The 16,045-nt window shown below is 49.0% G+C and carries 14 protein-coding genes and 1 riboswitch; of the genes, 12 read left to right on the top strand and 2 right to left on the bottom strand.

All coding sequences use genetic code 11. The annotated features are described in order from the left end of the window. Positions 1-4 precede the first annotated feature (4 nt). From coaBC to EXW93_RS10290, 10 genes are all read left to right on the top strand, one after another. The gene (coaBC, locus tag EXW93_RS10335) at positions 5-1,195 is read left to right on the top strand and encodes a bifunctional phosphopantothenoylcysteine decarboxylase/phosphopantothenate--cysteine ligase CoaBC (protein ID WP_023468769.1); all 1,191 of its coding nucleotides are present in this window, start codon (positions 5-7) and stop codon (positions 1,193-1,195) included. Further along, on the top strand, positions 1,192-3,516 hold the full coding sequence (gene priA / locus EXW93_RS10330; protein ID WP_174316434.1) for a primosomal protein N': 2,325 nt from the start codon (positions 1,192-1,194) through the stop codon (positions 3,514-3,516). Before coaBC ends, priA begins: the two co-directional genes overlap by 4 nt. Before the next feature lie 9 nt (positions 3,517-3,525). Beyond that, positions 3,526-4,908, top strand: coding sequence for a methionyl-tRNA formyltransferase (gene fmt / locus EXW93_RS10325; protein ID WP_174316433.1), 1,383 nt, complete (start codon positions 3,526-3,528; stop codon positions 4,906-4,908). Beyond that, positions 4,905-6,236, top strand: coding sequence for a 16S rRNA (cytosine(967)-C(5))-methyltransferase RsmB (rsmB, locus tag EXW93_RS10320; RefSeq protein WP_174316432.1), 1,332 nt, complete (start codon positions 4,905-4,907; stop codon positions 6,234-6,236). Before fmt ends, rsmB begins: the two co-directional genes overlap by 4 nt. Before the next feature lie 18 nt (positions 6,237-6,254). Next, entirely contained in the window at positions 6,255-6,989 is a 735-nt protein-coding gene (locus EXW93_RS10315; protein ID WP_023468765.1) for a Stp1/IreP family PP2C-type Ser/Thr phosphatase, read from the top strand. Positions 6,990-6,991: 2 nt separating this feature from the next. After that, on the top strand, positions 6,992-8,926 hold the full coding sequence (gene pknB, locus EXW93_RS10310) for a Stk1 family PASTA domain-containing Ser/Thr kinase (protein ID WP_174316431.1): 1,935 nt from the start codon (positions 6,992-6,994) through the stop codon (positions 8,924-8,926). Positions 8,927-8,951: 25 nt separating this feature from the next. After that, the gene (rsgA, locus tag EXW93_RS10305; protein WP_023468763.1) at positions 8,952-9,857 is read left to right on the top strand and encodes a ribosome small subunit-dependent GTPase A; all 906 of its coding nucleotides are present in this window, start codon (positions 8,952-8,954) and stop codon (positions 9,855-9,857) included. Positions 9,858-9,859: 2 nt separating this feature from the next. Next, the gene (rpe, locus tag EXW93_RS10300; RefSeq protein ID WP_029342106.1) at positions 9,860-10,516 is read left to right on the top strand and encodes a ribulose-phosphate 3-epimerase; all 657 of its coding nucleotides are present in this window, start codon (positions 9,860-9,862) and stop codon (positions 10,514-10,516) included. A 22-nt stretch (positions 10,517-10,538) separates the two neighbouring features. Next, a riboswitch (TPP riboswitch) is annotated at positions 10,539-10,648 on the top strand. A gap of 61 nt (positions 10,649-10,709) precedes the next feature. Beyond that, entirely contained in the window at positions 10,710-11,270 is a 561-nt protein-coding gene (gene thiT, locus EXW93_RS10295; RefSeq protein WP_023468761.1) for an energy-coupled thiamine transporter ThiT, read from the top strand. A gap of 1 nt (position 11,271) precedes the next feature. Then, positions 11,272-11,874, top strand: coding sequence for a thiamine diphosphokinase (locus tag EXW93_RS10290; RefSeq protein WP_035396754.1), 603 nt, complete (start codon positions 11,272-11,274; stop codon positions 11,872-11,874). Positions 11,875-11,928: 54 nt separating this feature from the next. On the opposite strand, the gene EXW93_RS10285 is transcribed toward EXW93_RS10290, so the two are convergent. Together EXW93_RS10285 and rpmB are read right to left on the bottom strand one after the other, a co-directional pair. Beyond that, a complete protein-coding gene (locus EXW93_RS10285; protein WP_174316430.1) occupies positions 11,929-13,332 on the bottom strand; it encodes an amino acid permease in 1,404 nt (467 codons plus the stop codon). A 140-nt stretch (positions 13,333-13,472) separates the two neighbouring features. Continuing rightward, entirely contained in the window at positions 13,473-13,661 is a 189-nt protein-coding gene (gene rpmB, locus EXW93_RS10280) for a 50S ribosomal protein L28 (protein WP_023468758.1), read from the bottom strand. A gap of 283 nt (positions 13,662-13,944) precedes the next feature. Here rpmB and EXW93_RS10275 point away from each other — a divergent pair, with 283 nt between their 5' ends. Further along, a complete protein-coding gene (locus EXW93_RS10275; protein WP_023468757.1) occupies positions 13,945-14,307 on the top strand; it encodes an Asp23/Gls24 family envelope stress response protein in 363 nt (120 codons plus the stop codon). 25 nt (positions 14,308-14,332) lie between these two features. Further along, positions 14,333-16,006, top strand: coding sequence for a DAK2 domain-containing protein (locus EXW93_RS10270; RefSeq protein ID WP_369792079.1), 1,674 nt, complete (start codon positions 14,333-14,335; stop codon positions 16,004-16,006). Positions 16,007-16,045: the final 39 nt, after the last annotated feature.

Below are 16,045 nucleotides of genomic sequence, written 5' to 3'. Positions count from 1 at the left end.
CTACATGTTAACCAACCGAAACATTCTACTGTGTGTCGGCGGTGGAATCGCTTCCTATAAATCAGCAGCACTCGCTTCAAAACTCGTCCAAGCAGGCGCACACGTTCAAGTCGCGATGACGCGTAATGCGCAACAATTCGTCGGTAAGACGACGTTTGAAGCACTGACGCGAAAAGCGGTCTATGATGACGTCTTCATCGAGCATGATCCGTCAAAAATCGCCCATATCGATTTAGCGGACGAAGCGGACTTGATCGTCGTCGCACCAGCGACCGCGAACTTGATTGCAAAACTCGCGCACGGGATCGCAGATGACTTCATTACGACGACGATCCTTGCAGCAACGTGTCCCGTCATCGTCGCACCGGCGATGAATGTCAACATGCTCGAACATCCGGCGACTGTCCGCAATATCGAACAACTCAAGCAGGATGGTGTCCAGGTGATTGCACCGGGAGTCGGAAATCTCGCATGTGGTTGGGTCGGAAAAGGTCGTTTACCGGAACCAGAAGATTTGGTCGCAACACTCTCAACGTTCTTTGAAGAAAAATATCTAGCTGGGCGAAAAGTTTTGATCAGTGCAGGTCCGACCGTTGAACGGATTGACCCGGTTCGTTATTTGACGAATGATTCTTCAGGGAAAACTGGAATTGCGCTAGCAGAGGCGGCACGAGACGCAGGAGCAGATGTCACGCTCGTCCATGGTCCCCTTCGGATCGGATTACCGACCGGGATGGCGACGATTGCTGTTGAATCAGGGGAAGAGATGCTTGAAGCCATGTTACGTGACTATGAGACGCAAGACATCGTCATCATGTCCGCTGCCGTAGCTGACTATCGACCGTCTGTCCAGTACGATCAGAAGCAGAAGAAAATTCACGGACCATTGCGGATTGAACTCGAGGAGACGACGGATATTCTGAAGACGCTCGGTGAGCAGAAACAACATCAGGTATTAGTTGGATTTGCAGCGGAGACGACGGACGTCGAGACGTTCGCGAAACAGAAACTCGTCCGAAAGAAGGCGGATTTCATTGTCGCGAATGATGTCTCTCGTTCTGACATCGGATTTGTCAGCGACGAAAATGAGGTCGTCGTCTTCGGGAAGAATGATTCCGTCACGCGATACGATCAACAATTGAAATCGACGCTCGCTAAAGCGCTCATGCGCCAATTTGCGGAGGCATTGGCATGATAGCTGAAGTCATCGTCGATGTCGCAGCGGCCACTGTCGATCGTCCATTTGATTATGCCGTGCCGGAACTTTGGCAGGAGCTGATCGTTCCCGGGATGCGCGTCGAGGTTCCGTTCGGTCCACGTGCGTTGCTTGGGATCGTCGTCGGGACGAAAGCCACATCTGATCTGACGAACGTCAAATCGATCGTTCGTGTCTTAGATGAGACGCCGACCTATACGCAGGAATTACTCGAGCTGTCGGCTTATCTATCAGAAACGACATTGTGTTTTCAGGCGACGGCACTGCTTGCGATGCTGCCGGCTGCCTTGAAGGTGAGTTATGATAAACTGGTCATAGTCGAGTCGGGCCCACTTCGGGCATATCATGGTAAGAAAATGAGTCAATTACCAACGGAAGTCCAACAAATCATCTTAACAGCGGCGAAACAAGCTGACGTGACGCTTCAACCGGTCATTCGCGAGAAAAAGACGTCTAAAACGGATAAACGGATTCATCTCCTCGAGGAACAGGCAACTTTTACGAAACAAGCGAGCCAACAAGCGGCACTTTACTCGTATATCGAAGAATTTCCGAATGCGCTTTGGAGTGAAATCAAGCAGGCGACAGGCGCAACGAGCGCAACATTGAACGCCCTCGAGAAAAAGGGCATCATTGAAGTCGAGACGATTGATGTACGGCGAAATCCTTACGAGCATCTCGTCCAAGACATCTTTGTGCCGTCTTCTTTGACGGAAAAGCAACAGGAAGCCGTCTCGGCGATAACAGCTGAAGCGGAGACCGGAACGTTTTTGTTACATGGCGTAACAGGAAGCGGTAAGACAGAAGTCTATCTTGAATCGATTCATGCACAACTCGAACGCGGTAGACAAGCGATCTTGCTCGTCCCTGAAATCAGTCTGACACCGATGATGGTCAAACGGTTCAAACGTCGTTTCGGAGAACGGGTCGCTGTCTTGCATAGCGGTCTATCGCTCGGAGAAAAGTATGATGAGTGGCGCAAAATCGCACAAGGTGAGGTTGATGTCGTCGTCGGTGCACGATCCGCCGTGTTCGCACCGCTGACGAATATCGGAATCATCATTCTCGATGAAGAACATGAAACAACCTATAAACAAGAAGAGAATCCGCGCTATCATACGCGTGATGTTGCAAAATGGCGAGCGGCCTATCATCGATGTCCTGTCGTGCTCGGAAGCGCGACGCCGTTACTCGAGACATATGCGCGGGCACAAAAAGGGGTCTATCGCTACTTACCGCTTCGTGAACGATTCGGTGGAGAACTGCCTCCAGTCGACATCGTTGATATGCGTAAGGAACTTGAACGGGGCAATCGGACTCCGTTCAGCCTCGCGCTCATCGAAGGCATCAAAGAACGAATCGAGCGTGGGGAACAGACGGTATTACTTTTGAACCGTCGTGGGTACACGACATTCGTCTTATGTCGGGATTGCGGGGAGACGCTTCAATGTCCGCATTGTGCCGTCAATTTAACGTATCATCAACATGAAGATCGCTTGAAGTGCCACTATTGTGGATTCGAGGCGGCGATGCCGAAAACTTGTCCGTCCTGTGAATCGACGAAGATTCGTCAGTTCGGAACGGGGACGCAAAAGATTGAGGAAGAGTTGGCGCATTTGATTCCGGAAGCACGGATTATTCGGATGGATCAAGATACGACGTCTCGTAAAGGCGCACACGAGAAGTTACTCGATGCCTTCGAGCGTAAGGAAGGGAACATTCTTCTCGGAACACAGATGATTGCAAAAGGTCTCGACTTTCCAAATGTCACGCTCGTAGGGGTGCTCGCTGCTGATGCGACGCTCGGTATTCCGGATTTTCGGGCAAGTGAGCGAACGTTCCAGTTGATCACGCAAGTGTCGGGTCGTGCCGGGCGGGGGCAACTCGCCGGACAGTCAATCATCCAGACCTATAATCCTGAGCACTACGTCATTCAGACGGCGAAACAGCATGATTACGAAACGTTCTATAAGCGGGAGATGCAGTTGCGCAAACTCGGGGGACACCCTCCATTCTGGTTCCTTGGCTTGATCACGGTCTCGGCGACACATCCACTCGAAGCACAAGCAGAAGCGCAACAGATTGCTTCCGAGCTGCGGGCTTTCGAATCGGAGGATTTAGTCGTCAATGGACCGTTCGATGCGCCACTTGCTCGACTGAAGAATATGTACCGACAACAGGTCTTAATTAAACATAAAGGGCAGGAAGATGTCCGGACACATCTCCGTGATATCTTAGCCCGTCGTCAAAAATCAAAAACACAAGTCGCGATCGACTTGAATCCATTTGTATTCATGTGAGGTGTCTGTATGTATAAAGTAGTAGAAGTACCAAATGATGTATTACGACAGGTATGTGAACCTGTCACGAAGTTCGATAAAAAACTCGGTAAGATGATCGACCGGATGTTCGATACGATGTACGAATATGATGGTGTCGGCTTAGCGGCACCGCAAATCAATCAACCGATCCGTGTAGCCGTCGTCCATACGGATGATGAGACAGGACCGATCGAGCTGATCAATCCGGAAATCATCGAAGCCGATGGTTCACAAATCGATGACGAAGGATGCCTCAGCATGCCAGGCATTTTCGGACCGGTCGAACGGTTCGACCGCATCGTCGTCAAGTCGCAAGATCGTCTCGGGCGGACGGTCAAAATCAAAGCAAACGGCTTTTTTGCACGTGCCATCCAGCACGAGATGGATCATTTAGACGGTGTCCTGTTCACGGATAAACTCGTCGAGCAAGAAAAACCGCGCGTCGTCTTCATGGGGACACCTGAGTTTGCGGCAGGAACACTGCGTGAAGTGATCGATGCTGGGTATGACGTCGTCGGTGTCGTCTCGCAACCAGATAAGCCGGTCGGACGAAAACGGGAAGTCAAACCGACACCTGTGAAACTCGTCGCGATGGAACACGATATTCCTGTGTTGCAACCGAAACGGATTCGTGAAGACTATCAGGACGTCCTTGATTTAAAACCAGATCTCATTATCACGGCAGCTTACGGTCAGATTGTACCGACAGCTATTTTGGAAGCACCACGTTTTGGGGCGATCAACGTCCATGCGTCACTCCTACCGAAATATCGTGGCGGTGCACCGATTCATCAAGCAATCATCGATGGAGAAAAAGAGACAGGCGTGACGATCATGTATATGGTCGATCGATTGGATGCCGGTGATATGTTGTCAAAAATCATTGTTCCGATCGAAGAGAACGATACAGTCGGAACGATGTTTGAAAAATTAGCGGACGCAGGAGCGCGACTGTTGCTTGAGACCTTACCGCGTCTGTTCGCAGGTGAATTGACACCGGAAGCGCAAGATGAGGAAGCAGCGACGTTTGCGCCGAACATCTCACGCGAGCGGGAAAGAATTGATTTTACGTTACCGGGTGAGACACTCTATGATCAAATCCGAGGAATGAATCCTTTCCCAAGTACGTATACGATGCTTGGTGATGACCGATTGAAAGTCTTTTTCGCGACGAAAGTCAAAGGAACGGGACGACCAGGCGAAATCATCGCTTTAGAAGCGGATGGTCCCGTCATCGCGACAGGTTCGGAGACAGCGTTGAAGCTGATCGACTTACAGCCGTCCGGAAAAAAACGGATGGACGGTGCTACGTTCATGCGCGGGATCGGTCAATCGCTTGAACTCGGACAACAAGTAGGTGAGAACGCATGAATGTACGTGACGCAGCAGTAACGACACTGATGAAAATTGGTCAAGGTGGTGCCTTCTCGACAATCACGGTCCACCAGATGCTTGAAAAGCGTGCTATCTCAGCAACAGATGTCGGCTTGTTCACGGAACTCGTCTACGGGACGCTCAGTCGTGAATTGACACTGGATTATATTTTGGAGCCGTATCTAGCGAAACAGAAAAAACTTGATCCGTTCATGCGTCCGTTGTTACGGATGAGTGTGTATCAATTGTTTTATCTTGATCGTGTACCGGATCATGCCGTCATCCATGAAGCTGTCGAGATTGCTAAAAAACGTGGAAAAGTCCACGTCTCGAAAGTCGTCAACGGAGTGCTCCGGAATGTATTACGGGCGGGAATGCCTAGTTTCGCTGAGATCGAGCCTGTTGCAAAACGAATCAGCATCGAAACGAGTCACCCGCAGTGGCTCGTCGAACGCTGGATTGAACTGTTTGGTCCAGAAGAAACACTTCAAATCTGTCAATTGAATAACACACCTGCACCGGTCACGGTTCGCATCAATCGGACGAAGACGACGCGAGAGGAAGCGATCGAGCTTCTACTCGACCAAGGTGTGACGGCAAAACCATCTACGGTCGCGCCAGACGGTCTCGAAATCGAACGAGGAAGCGTTCAAAAAACGGATCTGATTGACCGTGGGTATCTTTCTCTGCAGGATGAGAGCTCAATGCTCGTCGCCCGTGCGCTTGGTGCAGAAGCATCTGACCATGTACTCGACAGCTGTGCCGCACCTGGTGGGAAAGCGATGCATATTGCTGAAGGTTTGACAACGGGAACACTACAGGCACTTGATCTTCATCCACATAAGATTAAATTAATTGAACAGCAAGCGACACGATTAGGTCTTACGACTGTTCAAGCAGAAGCGTTAGATGCCCGTAAAGCAGGGGAACGCTTCGAAGTAGAATCCTTTGATCGGATTCTTGTCGACGCACCTTGTTCAGGACTCGGTGTCATTCGGAGAAAACCAGATATCAAATGGACGAAACGTCCGGAACAACTCGAGCAACTCCCGAAAATTCAACGAGATATTCTGACATCTGTCTTACCACTCGTTAAAAAGGGTGGAACCTTCGTCTATTCGACTTGTACGATTGATCCGACCGAGAACGAGGGGCAGACAGCGTTCATTCTCGATCAAGGGTTCGATTTTGACACATCCTTCGCGGCACGCATGCCAGAATCCGTACGACATCTGATCGGGGATCGAGCAGAACTCAAGTTGTTACCGACGACAGTCGGAACGGACGGCTTCTATATTGCCGCGTTTAAAAAACGAGAAGATTGACACGAACGGAGGACTGTCATGGAGCTAGCTCACCTTTCGACTACTGGAAAAGTCAGGACTAAAAATGAGGATACGGTATTACTCGTCGGGAACGCCGAACGTGGTCTTGCCGTCGTTGCGGACGGTATGGGAGGTCATGCTGCTGGCGATATCGCAAGTGCGATCGTTCGCGAGGTATTTGAAGCATCCTTTTCACTCATGCCAAATCGCCCGATGGAATTGTCTGAATGGATAGAACAACGTGTAGCCGAGGCAAATGCCCGGATTCTTCAGTTTTCAAAAGACGAGCAACTTGCAATCGTCGGAACGACCATTGCCTGCGTATGCTGGGTCGAAGATTTGCTCGTCATCGGTCATGTTGGAGATAGTAGGGTCTATGCCCTTGAAGGTACGGCGTTAAAACAATTGACGGATGATCATTCTTACGTCAACATGTTACGACAAATGGGGGAACTTTCGGATGAGGAAGTCGAAAATCATCCACGTAAGAATGTCATCACACGGTCGGTCGGCTCGAACGAAACGGTCGAAGTCGACATTCAAGTCAGAGATGCTCCAGACTATGACCTCGTCCTCGTCTGTAGTGACGGATTGACCGATGAAGTGCCAGATGATGTCATCGAACAGATCATCTTACAGGATGAGCCGCTTGATGAAATCGTCGGACGATTGGTGAAAGAAGCGAATGCTCGAGGAGGCGCGGATAATATTACGATTGCCGCCATCCGGTTCAAAGAAAGAAAGAGGGTCTGAATATGCGATACGGAGATCGATTAAATGACCGCTACCGCATAGAACGGCTAGTTGGAAGTGGCGGGATGGCGAATGTCTATCAAGCCTATGATGAGATTTTAAAGCGTCATGTTGCCATTAAGATTTTACGGACTGAATTTTCGCATGACGAACAGTTCATTCGTCGATTCGAACGTGAAGCGCATGCTGCTACCAGCTTGAATCATCCAAACATCGTTGCCGTCTATGATGTAGGCGAAGAAGATGCCATCTATTACATCGTCATGGAGTATATCGATGGTATGACATTAAAAACATTTTGTGAAAATCAAGCATTACCTGTGCCGCAGGCCGTCGATATCATCGCTCAAATTTGTGATGCGATCGATCACGCCCATGCACACCGGATCATCCATCGCGATATCAAACCGCAAAACATGTTGATTCGAGAAGATGGTACCGTCAAAGTAACGGATTTCGGAATCGCTGTGGCAATGTCGAATGCGACGCTGACGCATACGATGTCCGTTCTTGGATCCGTCCATTACTTTTCACCAGAACAAGCAAAAGGTAAATTTGCGGATGAGAAGTCGGATATCTATTCGCTTGGTGCTGTTTTATACGAACTTGTTACAGGACAAGTCCCGTTCGAAGGTGATTCCCCGGTTGCGATCGCTTTAAAGCATCTGCAAGATACACCGCGGCGCCCATCCGTCTTGAATCCGAAAGTGCCACAAGCGCTTGAGAACTGTATCATGCAGGCGCTCGCAAAAGCACCGCATGACCGCCAACAGTCCGTCGCAGCCTTTAAGACAGATATGGTGACGGCGTTGTCTGACGAACGAGCAAGTGAAGGCATCCGTGGTGCAGAAGAGGATGAGATGGAAAAGACGATGGTCTTATCGCCTGTACAAGTGCCAGAAGAATCAAAAGTGGAACCAGAATCACCCGCTGTCACGACCGTTCAACCGAAAACACCGGAAAAGAAAAAGAAAAAACGCTGGTGGATCGTCCTCTTATTGCTCATATTGCTAGGTGGTGCAGCTACGACGTTTGCGATGTGGCCAGATCCAACGGTCACCGTACCATCTGTCGTCAAGTCGGATGGAGACGAAGCGGAAACGAAGCTTGAGAAACTTGGATTCGTTGTTGAGACGACAGAACGAAATAGCGATACAGTCGAGGAAGGCGATGTCATCAGTCAGACACCGCGTGAAAACGCACAAGTCAAGAAGGGTTCGACAGTCAACTTGGTCGTCTCTACAGGTAGTGCTCCGGTCGAAGTACCGGATGTGACAGATGACGCTGAAAAAGAGGCGATCGCCACATTAAAAGAGGCTGGATTCGCAAAAGTCGAAGTCGAACGTGAAAAGTCGGATGAAATCGCGCGAGGTAATGTTATCCGACAATCGATCTCTGCTGGAACGGAAGTGATTGCAAAAGAACAGACGATTACGATCACTGTCTCAGAAGGAACTTCGTCCTTTGAATTGAAAGATTTGACGAACTTATCGAGTGATGAAGCAAAAGCGTATCTCGATGAAATGGGTCTCGACGGCACGTTTGAACAAGAATTTTCAAGTGACGTGAAGCTCGATCAAGTCATCCGTCAATTCCCGCAAGCCGGTGCACAAGTCGAACCGAACGACTCCGTGACTGTGTTCATCTCAAAAGGTGAGGAAGAAAAAACGGTGACGGCAACGTTCCCTGAAAAGGTCGTCTATGATGCGGTCAGCGAGAACGAGGACGAGGAACCACCGAAACAAGTCATCCGGATTGAGACGGAAGATGCAAAAGGAAAGCGGACCGTCATCGAGGAATCGATTGATCAAGATGAGACATTTGACGTGCCGGTGACGATCGATCCGGGAGAAGAAGGAAAAATTACGATCTATAAAGACGATACGGTGTATCGTTCAAAAACCATCACGTACAATCAAGCAAAAGACGCACAATGAATGTGATGAAAAAGGAGTGCATAGGATGACGGAACAACGCATCGAAGAGAATCGAGAAGGAACGATCATACGCCTGCAGGGTGGCTTTTATGATGTCATGACACCAGAAGGAGAGGTCCGTTCACGGGCAAGAGGGAATTTCCGAAAACGCGGCATCAGTCCAGTCGTCGGAGACGAAGTCGTTCTTCATATCGAAAGTGAGACGGGATATATTCTCGAAGTGAAGGAGCGGGACAACTTTTTAGTACGCCCTCCAGTCGCGAATATCGACCAGGCATTGCTCGTCGTCTCGGCGGCAGAACCTGATTTTTCAGCGCACTTGCTCGACCGATTTCTCGTCTTGATCGAAGCGAAGGAAATCCAACCCGTCATCCTGTTAACGAAGATGGATTTACTTGACGAAGTCAAAGGACCGGCTGTCCGAGAGGCGATTGCCGCTTACCGGAAGATTGGGTATACGGTCATCGAGACATCAAGTGAGACGTTGACGGGTGTTGAGCAAGTCCGTCCGTTACTTGCTGGAAAAACGAGCGTTCTCGCCGGACAATCCGGTGTCGGGAAAAGTTCATTGCTCAATGCACTGGAGCCCTCTCTTGATTTAGAAACAAGTGCGATCTCGAAATCACTCGGACGCGGACGTCATACGACGCGCCACGTCACATTAATGCCGCTTGCCGAAGGATTGATTGCCGATACGCCAGGTTTCTCGAACCTCGATTTTCCGTATGATATGGAAATCGAGGATGTACGGTGGAGTTTTCCTGAATTCGTCGCTGTACAAGATGATTGTAAATACCGAGGTTGCTTGCATTTGAATGAACCCGGTTGTGCCGTAAAGGAAGCCGTCGAAGCCCAAGAAATCATGTCCTCTCGTTATGAGAACTATGGTATGTTTATAGACGAAATCAAGAATCGAGCCCGGAGGTATTGAAGATGATTAAAATTGCACCATCGATCTTATCAGCAGATTTTGCGAATCTTGAGCGTGATGTCAAAGCAGTCGAAGCAGCAGGCGCGGACTATATCCATTTTGATGTCATGGACGGTCAGTTCGTACCGAACATCTCATTTGGATTACCTGTGCTTAGCAGCTTACGTCAAAAGACGGATATGATTCTCGATGTCCATTTGATGATTGACCAGCCAGAACGTTTCGTTGAAGATTTCGTCAAGGCAGGAGCTGACATCGTGACGTTCCACGTCGAAGCGACGAATCATGTCCATCGTGTCTTGCAACAAATCAAAGCAGCGGGCGCAAAGGCAGGAGTCGTCTTGAATCCCCATACGCCATTATCAACGATTGAACACGTCCTTGAGGATGTCGATATGGTTTTATTGATGACTGTCAATCCGGGCTTCGGTGGACAAGCCTTCATCGAGCGTGTCATGCCGAAACTCGCAGCACTTGCGCAAATGAAAGCAGATCGTGGTCTGACATTTGAAATCGAGATTGACGGTGGCGTCAATCCGGAAACGGCAAAGCTTTGCATCGATAACGGTGCGAACGTTCTCGTCGCAGGATCAGCAATCTACAATGCACCAGATTATGCGGAAGCGATCACTAGCATTCGTCAAGGGGCTGCCGTATAATAAGAACGAGAAAACGAAATATGATGACCGCAAGGGGTGTCGCTTGAAAAGCGGCTGAGAGGAGTCTTTTAGACTTTAACCCTTCGAACCTGTTCCGTTCAAACGGACGTAGGGATGTGGCGCACGCAGGCAGTACGGCGTTCGTCGTACTGCCTTTTTGCGTCCTCTCGTACAATGAAGGAGGAAAAATAACATGAAACGGTTACAAATGATGATGGAAATTGCCATCTTTGCCAGTCTCGGAGTCGTCTTTGATTTACTGATTCCATTCAAAATGCCACAAGGAGGCTCAATCAGCTTAGCGATGTTACCGATCTTCGTCATGGCATTTCGCCATGGTGTCGTTGGAGGGGTCGTTACGGGAGCGCTTGTCGGTACGATTCAATTGATGTTCGCTCCACAAGTCTTGACGATCGTTCAACCGATGCTTGACTATACGATTGCGTATGGTGTCGTCGGATTAAGTGGTCTGTTCGCGCGTCAAGTCAGACTAGCCGCGCGCAATGGACAAAAGAAAAGCTTGATGGCGTTCGTTCTCCTGGCGACGTTATTAGGCGCAGGACTCCGTTATATCTGTCATGTCATCAGTGGAATCGTCTTTTTTGCCGAGTATGCCGAAGGTCCAGTCGTACCGTATTCATTGATTTATAACGCGACATACATGGTACCGTCTTACGTTCTTTGTGGTGTCGTTGCGGGTCTTTTATTCACGACTGCGCCACGCTTACTCCGTTATTCGGCACGAGGCGTCTGAGATGCGGGCGATTCTCGTCTGTGCCGGTCCGCGAGAAGAAGCGCCGGATTTACGGACGTTTTGTCAGCCAGGTGATTTTATCGTCGGTGTTGACGGTGGTGTTCAGACGATTGAATCGTTTGGGCTGACATGCGACCTGACGATTGGTGATTTTGATTCGCTTGGTTATGTACCAGAAGGGGCAATCGTTCATCCGGCCGAGAAAGATGAAACGGATCTCGAACTGGCACTTCGTACAGTCTCAGAGAAGAAACAGTTTGAGGATACCTTCATTATCGGGGCGACAGGTGGGCGGCTCGACATGACCGTCCAAAATGTATATTTATTGAAGCGATACCCAGAGGCACGACTCGTGACGAAACGAGAAGAGGTACGATACTTGGCTGAGGGAACGTATGCAGTCGAAGCAGGGAGCTATTATTATCTTTCGTTCATTCCACTCGTACCATCGACTTTAAGCTTATCCGGAGTCAAATATCCACTTGATGCACATCCAGTACCGGTCGGAGGTTCCTTGACCGTCAGTAATGAATGGTGTGCGTCAGAAGCGAAGGTAGAGCTCCATCAAGGAGAACTATTGATGATGCGGACGCTTAAGGAATAGCACAATCATAGGAAAGAGGCCGTGGATGACTCCGCGACCTCTTTTTGTATGAAATTATTCTTCGAGTTGAGAAGGGGCGACACGGATGTCGCTTTGGGCGGATAGATGTTTTCCTTTGACGAAGAGATGATAACTTCCCCACATGACGAGGAAGAAAGGAACACCGATGTATAGAGCGATTCGTTGATCCGCTTGAAACGCAAGACTGACGAGGACGACGACGTTTAACGTCAGCGAAATCAGTGGTAACACCGGATAGAGTGGTGTCTTGAATTTCAGTTCGGATACATCGTGTCCGTTTCGGACGAACTGACGACGAAACGCGAGCTGAGAAGCAGAGATGGAAATCCAGCCGACTTGAGCGCCAAGTCCGGCTAAGGACAAGAGCCAAATGAAGACGGTATCCTCTGCGAAAAACGCGGTCAGGAGCGATAACATCGCGAACATCATCGTAAAGAGTAAAGCACGCATCGGCACACCACGTGCATTGACGTAAGATAATTTCTTTGAAATCATCCCTTCTTGCGCCATCGCCCATAACATCCGGGTCGCCGCATATAATCCGGAGTTTCCGACGGATAATAGTGCCGTCAAGACGACGATATTCATCAAATCAGCAGCGTACGGAATGCCGATCGCATCAAAGACCATGATGAACGGACTGCTGACTCCGCCAGCCGTCTCATACGGAATTAATGCACCAACGATCGTAATCGATAAGACGAAGAAGATGAACGTCCGCCAGACTGTATTGCGGATCGCTTTTGGAATCGATTTTTCAGGCGTGTCGGACTCCCCAGCCGCGACACCGATCAATTCCGTTCCTTGGAAGGCGAAGTTGACGGCGATCATCGTCGTCAAGACACCGAGAATCCCGTTTGGAAACCAACCGCTTGCCGTAAAGTTCGCAAATAACGATGTTGGGCGATCTGCTTCCATCGGTAACCAGCCGAACCAGGCAGCGCCACCTAGAATGATGAAGAAAAGGATCGCGAGGACCTTCAAACTCGAGAACCAGAATTCGGCTTCACCGAATGCTTTGGCGGAGACGGCATTCAGACCGAATAGCAAGACCGTAAAGATGGTACACCAGACGACGACCGGCACGTTCGGAAACCAGCGGTCCATCAAACTGCCAGCAGCCGTGATTTCGAGCGCGACCGTCACGGCCCAGCCGAGCCAATAAATCCAACCGACGGCAAAGCCGATTCCTGGTCCGATGAAGCGGGTCGTATAGGTCTGAAATGACCCCGAGACCGGCATATAGACCGCTAATTCCCCTAGACATAACATCGTCAGATACATGATGGTCCCACCCACGATGTAACTGAGGACCGCCCCGAGAGGTCCTGCTTGTGAAATCGTTAACCCTGACCCTAAAAATAAGCCTGTCCCGATGATTCCACCGAGTGAGATCATGAACAGGTGTCGACTCGTCATCTCTCGTTTGAGTTGCATGATGACTTCCCCCAATTCTGACAAAATAAAGTACGTTCCTATTGTAAGCGTTTTCAATAAAAGCGACAATTAGTTTATGAGAAAAATAAATGAGGGTATAAAAAAACCGGAAGGGAAGATTCCCATCCGGTGGTTGCGCCTTATACGCGTTCGACTTTACCTGATTTAAGAGCTCGAGCTGAAACCCAAACCTTTTTCGGCTTACCGTCGACGAGGATACGTACTTTTTGTACGTTGACTCCCCAAGTACGTTTTGTTTTGTTCAATGCGTGTGAACGGTTGTTACCCGACTTTGGCGATTTCCCAGTAACGTAGCATTTACGTGCCATGCGTTCCGCCTCCTTTTATGTTGTTTTGCGTTCGTCCTAATAGACACTTTGCTATCTTAGCATGGTGTCAGGGCGGTTGCAACATAAAAAAAGTAGCTGACAAGAAAAAAACTTGACAGACAACCTCGAAATTTAAAATAATGGATGAGGATGATGGTAAAAGTTCATTTGACCGCTACTATTTTTCACTTATTCATTGTATAGTCAGTACGGCGACTTTTCAATAGTAGGTCCTTATAGTAGAATTATGAGAAGAATACAATATTCAAAGGGGGCTACTCAGGTGGCGATCGAGATGAAAACGACCTATGGAAAGATTGATGTAGATAATGATGTCGTCGCGCAACTTGCGGGCGGCGCGGCAATGGAATGTTTTGGTGTCGTTGGTATGGCATCCCAGTCTCAAATCAAGGATGGTCTTGCTGAACTCTTAAAACGTGAGAACTTTGCACGCGGTGTCATCGTTCGACAGGCTTCAGAGCAGGTCCATATCGATATGCATATCATCGTAAGTTATGGAACGAAAATCTCAGAGGTGGCGAATAACGTACAGAGTCGCGTGAAATACACGCTCAGTCAGGCACTAGGTCTTGACGTGACATCTGTGAACATCTTTGTCCAAGGAGTCCGCTTGACGAATGTCTAAGGCGGGAATAGAGGAGGAAACTTTAGTGAGTGTAGATCGTTTAACAGGAGCGCAGTTAGTCAAGATGATTCAAAATGGCGCGGCGAATCTCTATCAAAATGCAGATTTCGTCGATTCATTGAACGTCTTCCCTGTGCCAGATGGTGATACGGGAACGAACATGAATTTGACGATGACTTCAGGTGCAAAAGAAGCAGGTAAATCAACTTCGGATTCTGTATCGGAAGTCGCGAACGTCTTCGCACGTGGATTATTGATGGGGGCGCGCGGAAACTCTGGCGTCATCTTAAGCCAATTGTTCCGTGGATTCTCGAAATCAATCGAAGGCAAAACAACGATTGATACGAAGGAATTCGCAGATGCGTTGCAAAAAGGTGTCGATACTGCATACAAAGCAGTCATGAAACCGGTTGAAGGAACAATCTTGACGGTTGCCCGTGAAACAGCTGTCGCTGCTATCGCACAATCTGAGACGACGACGGATTTCTTAGAGTTGATGCGTCAACTCGTCGAAGCTTCGAAAGTATCGCTCGACGGTACACCAGAACTTCTTCCGGTATTAAAAGAAGTAGGCGTCGTTGACTCTGGTGGTCAAGGTCTCGTCTGTATCTATGAAGGATTCCTCGCAACACTCGAAGGAAAAGAACTCGACAAGCCGCATGCGCCTGTCATGGAAGCACTCGTCGAAGCAGAGCATCATAAAACGGCTCAAAGCTTCATGTCGACAGAAGAAATCCATTACGGTTACTGCACGGAAATCATGGTTCGTTTCCAAGATGACAAGCTTGCGAATGCACCGTTCAGCGAAGAAGACTTCCGGAACGAATTAGCGGAATTCGGTGATTCGTTGCTCGTCGTCGCGGATGAAGAACTCCTTAAAGTTCACGTCCACGTTGAAACACCAGGAGAAGTCATCACAAAAGGACAACGTTTCGGTGAACTCGTCGCTGTTAAGATTGAAAACATGCGTCAACAACACTCGACGATCCTTGAAGAAGAAGGAGCGAACCAAGTCACTCCAGTCGCTGCACCGAAGGCAAAAGCGAAAGCAGCCCTCGTGACAGTCGCAATGGGTGAAGGAATCAGCGAACTCTTTAAATCACTCGGTGTCAGTGTCGTTATCGAAGGCGGACAAACGATGAACCCGTCGACGGAAGATATCGTTAAGGCGATCGAGGATGCACACGCTGAACACGTTTATGTCTATCCAAACAACTCAAACATCATCATGGCCGCTGAACAAGCAGCATCTGTTGCGAATTGTGGTGTGACGGTCGTGAAATCAAAAACAGTCCCACAAGGTTTAGCAGCAACAATCGTTTATAATCCAGAAGCGACTGTCGAAGAGAACGAAGCGCATATGGCAGATGCGATTGCAGCTGTTAAGTCGGGCCAAGTCACATATGCCGTTCGTGATACGAACATCGATGGTGTAGAAATCAAGAAAGACGACCATATGGCGATTGCTGAAAAACAAATCGTCGCTACGGACGCTTCAAGTCTTGGTGCCGTCAAGAAACTCGTCGATACACTCGTCACGGAGGACGACGAAATCATCACGGTTCTTTATGGTGAAGGCGTTTCGACAGAAGAAGTCGACGACCTCGTTGCGTACATCGAATCGGTTAATCCGGATGCTGAAGTGGAAGTCCACGACGGCAAACAACCACTTTATTCGTACATTTTAAGCGTCGAATAAAACCATCATACTGAAAAAGGGCGACTAGCCTTTTCACGA

The organism is Exiguobacterium sp. JMULE1 (genome assembly GCF_013337175.1).
Classification (GTDB): domain Bacteria; phylum Bacillota; class Bacilli; order Exiguobacteriales; family Exiguobacteriaceae; genus Exiguobacterium_A; species Exiguobacterium_A indicum.
This window is presented reverse-complemented; position numbering and strand designations above follow the sequence as displayed.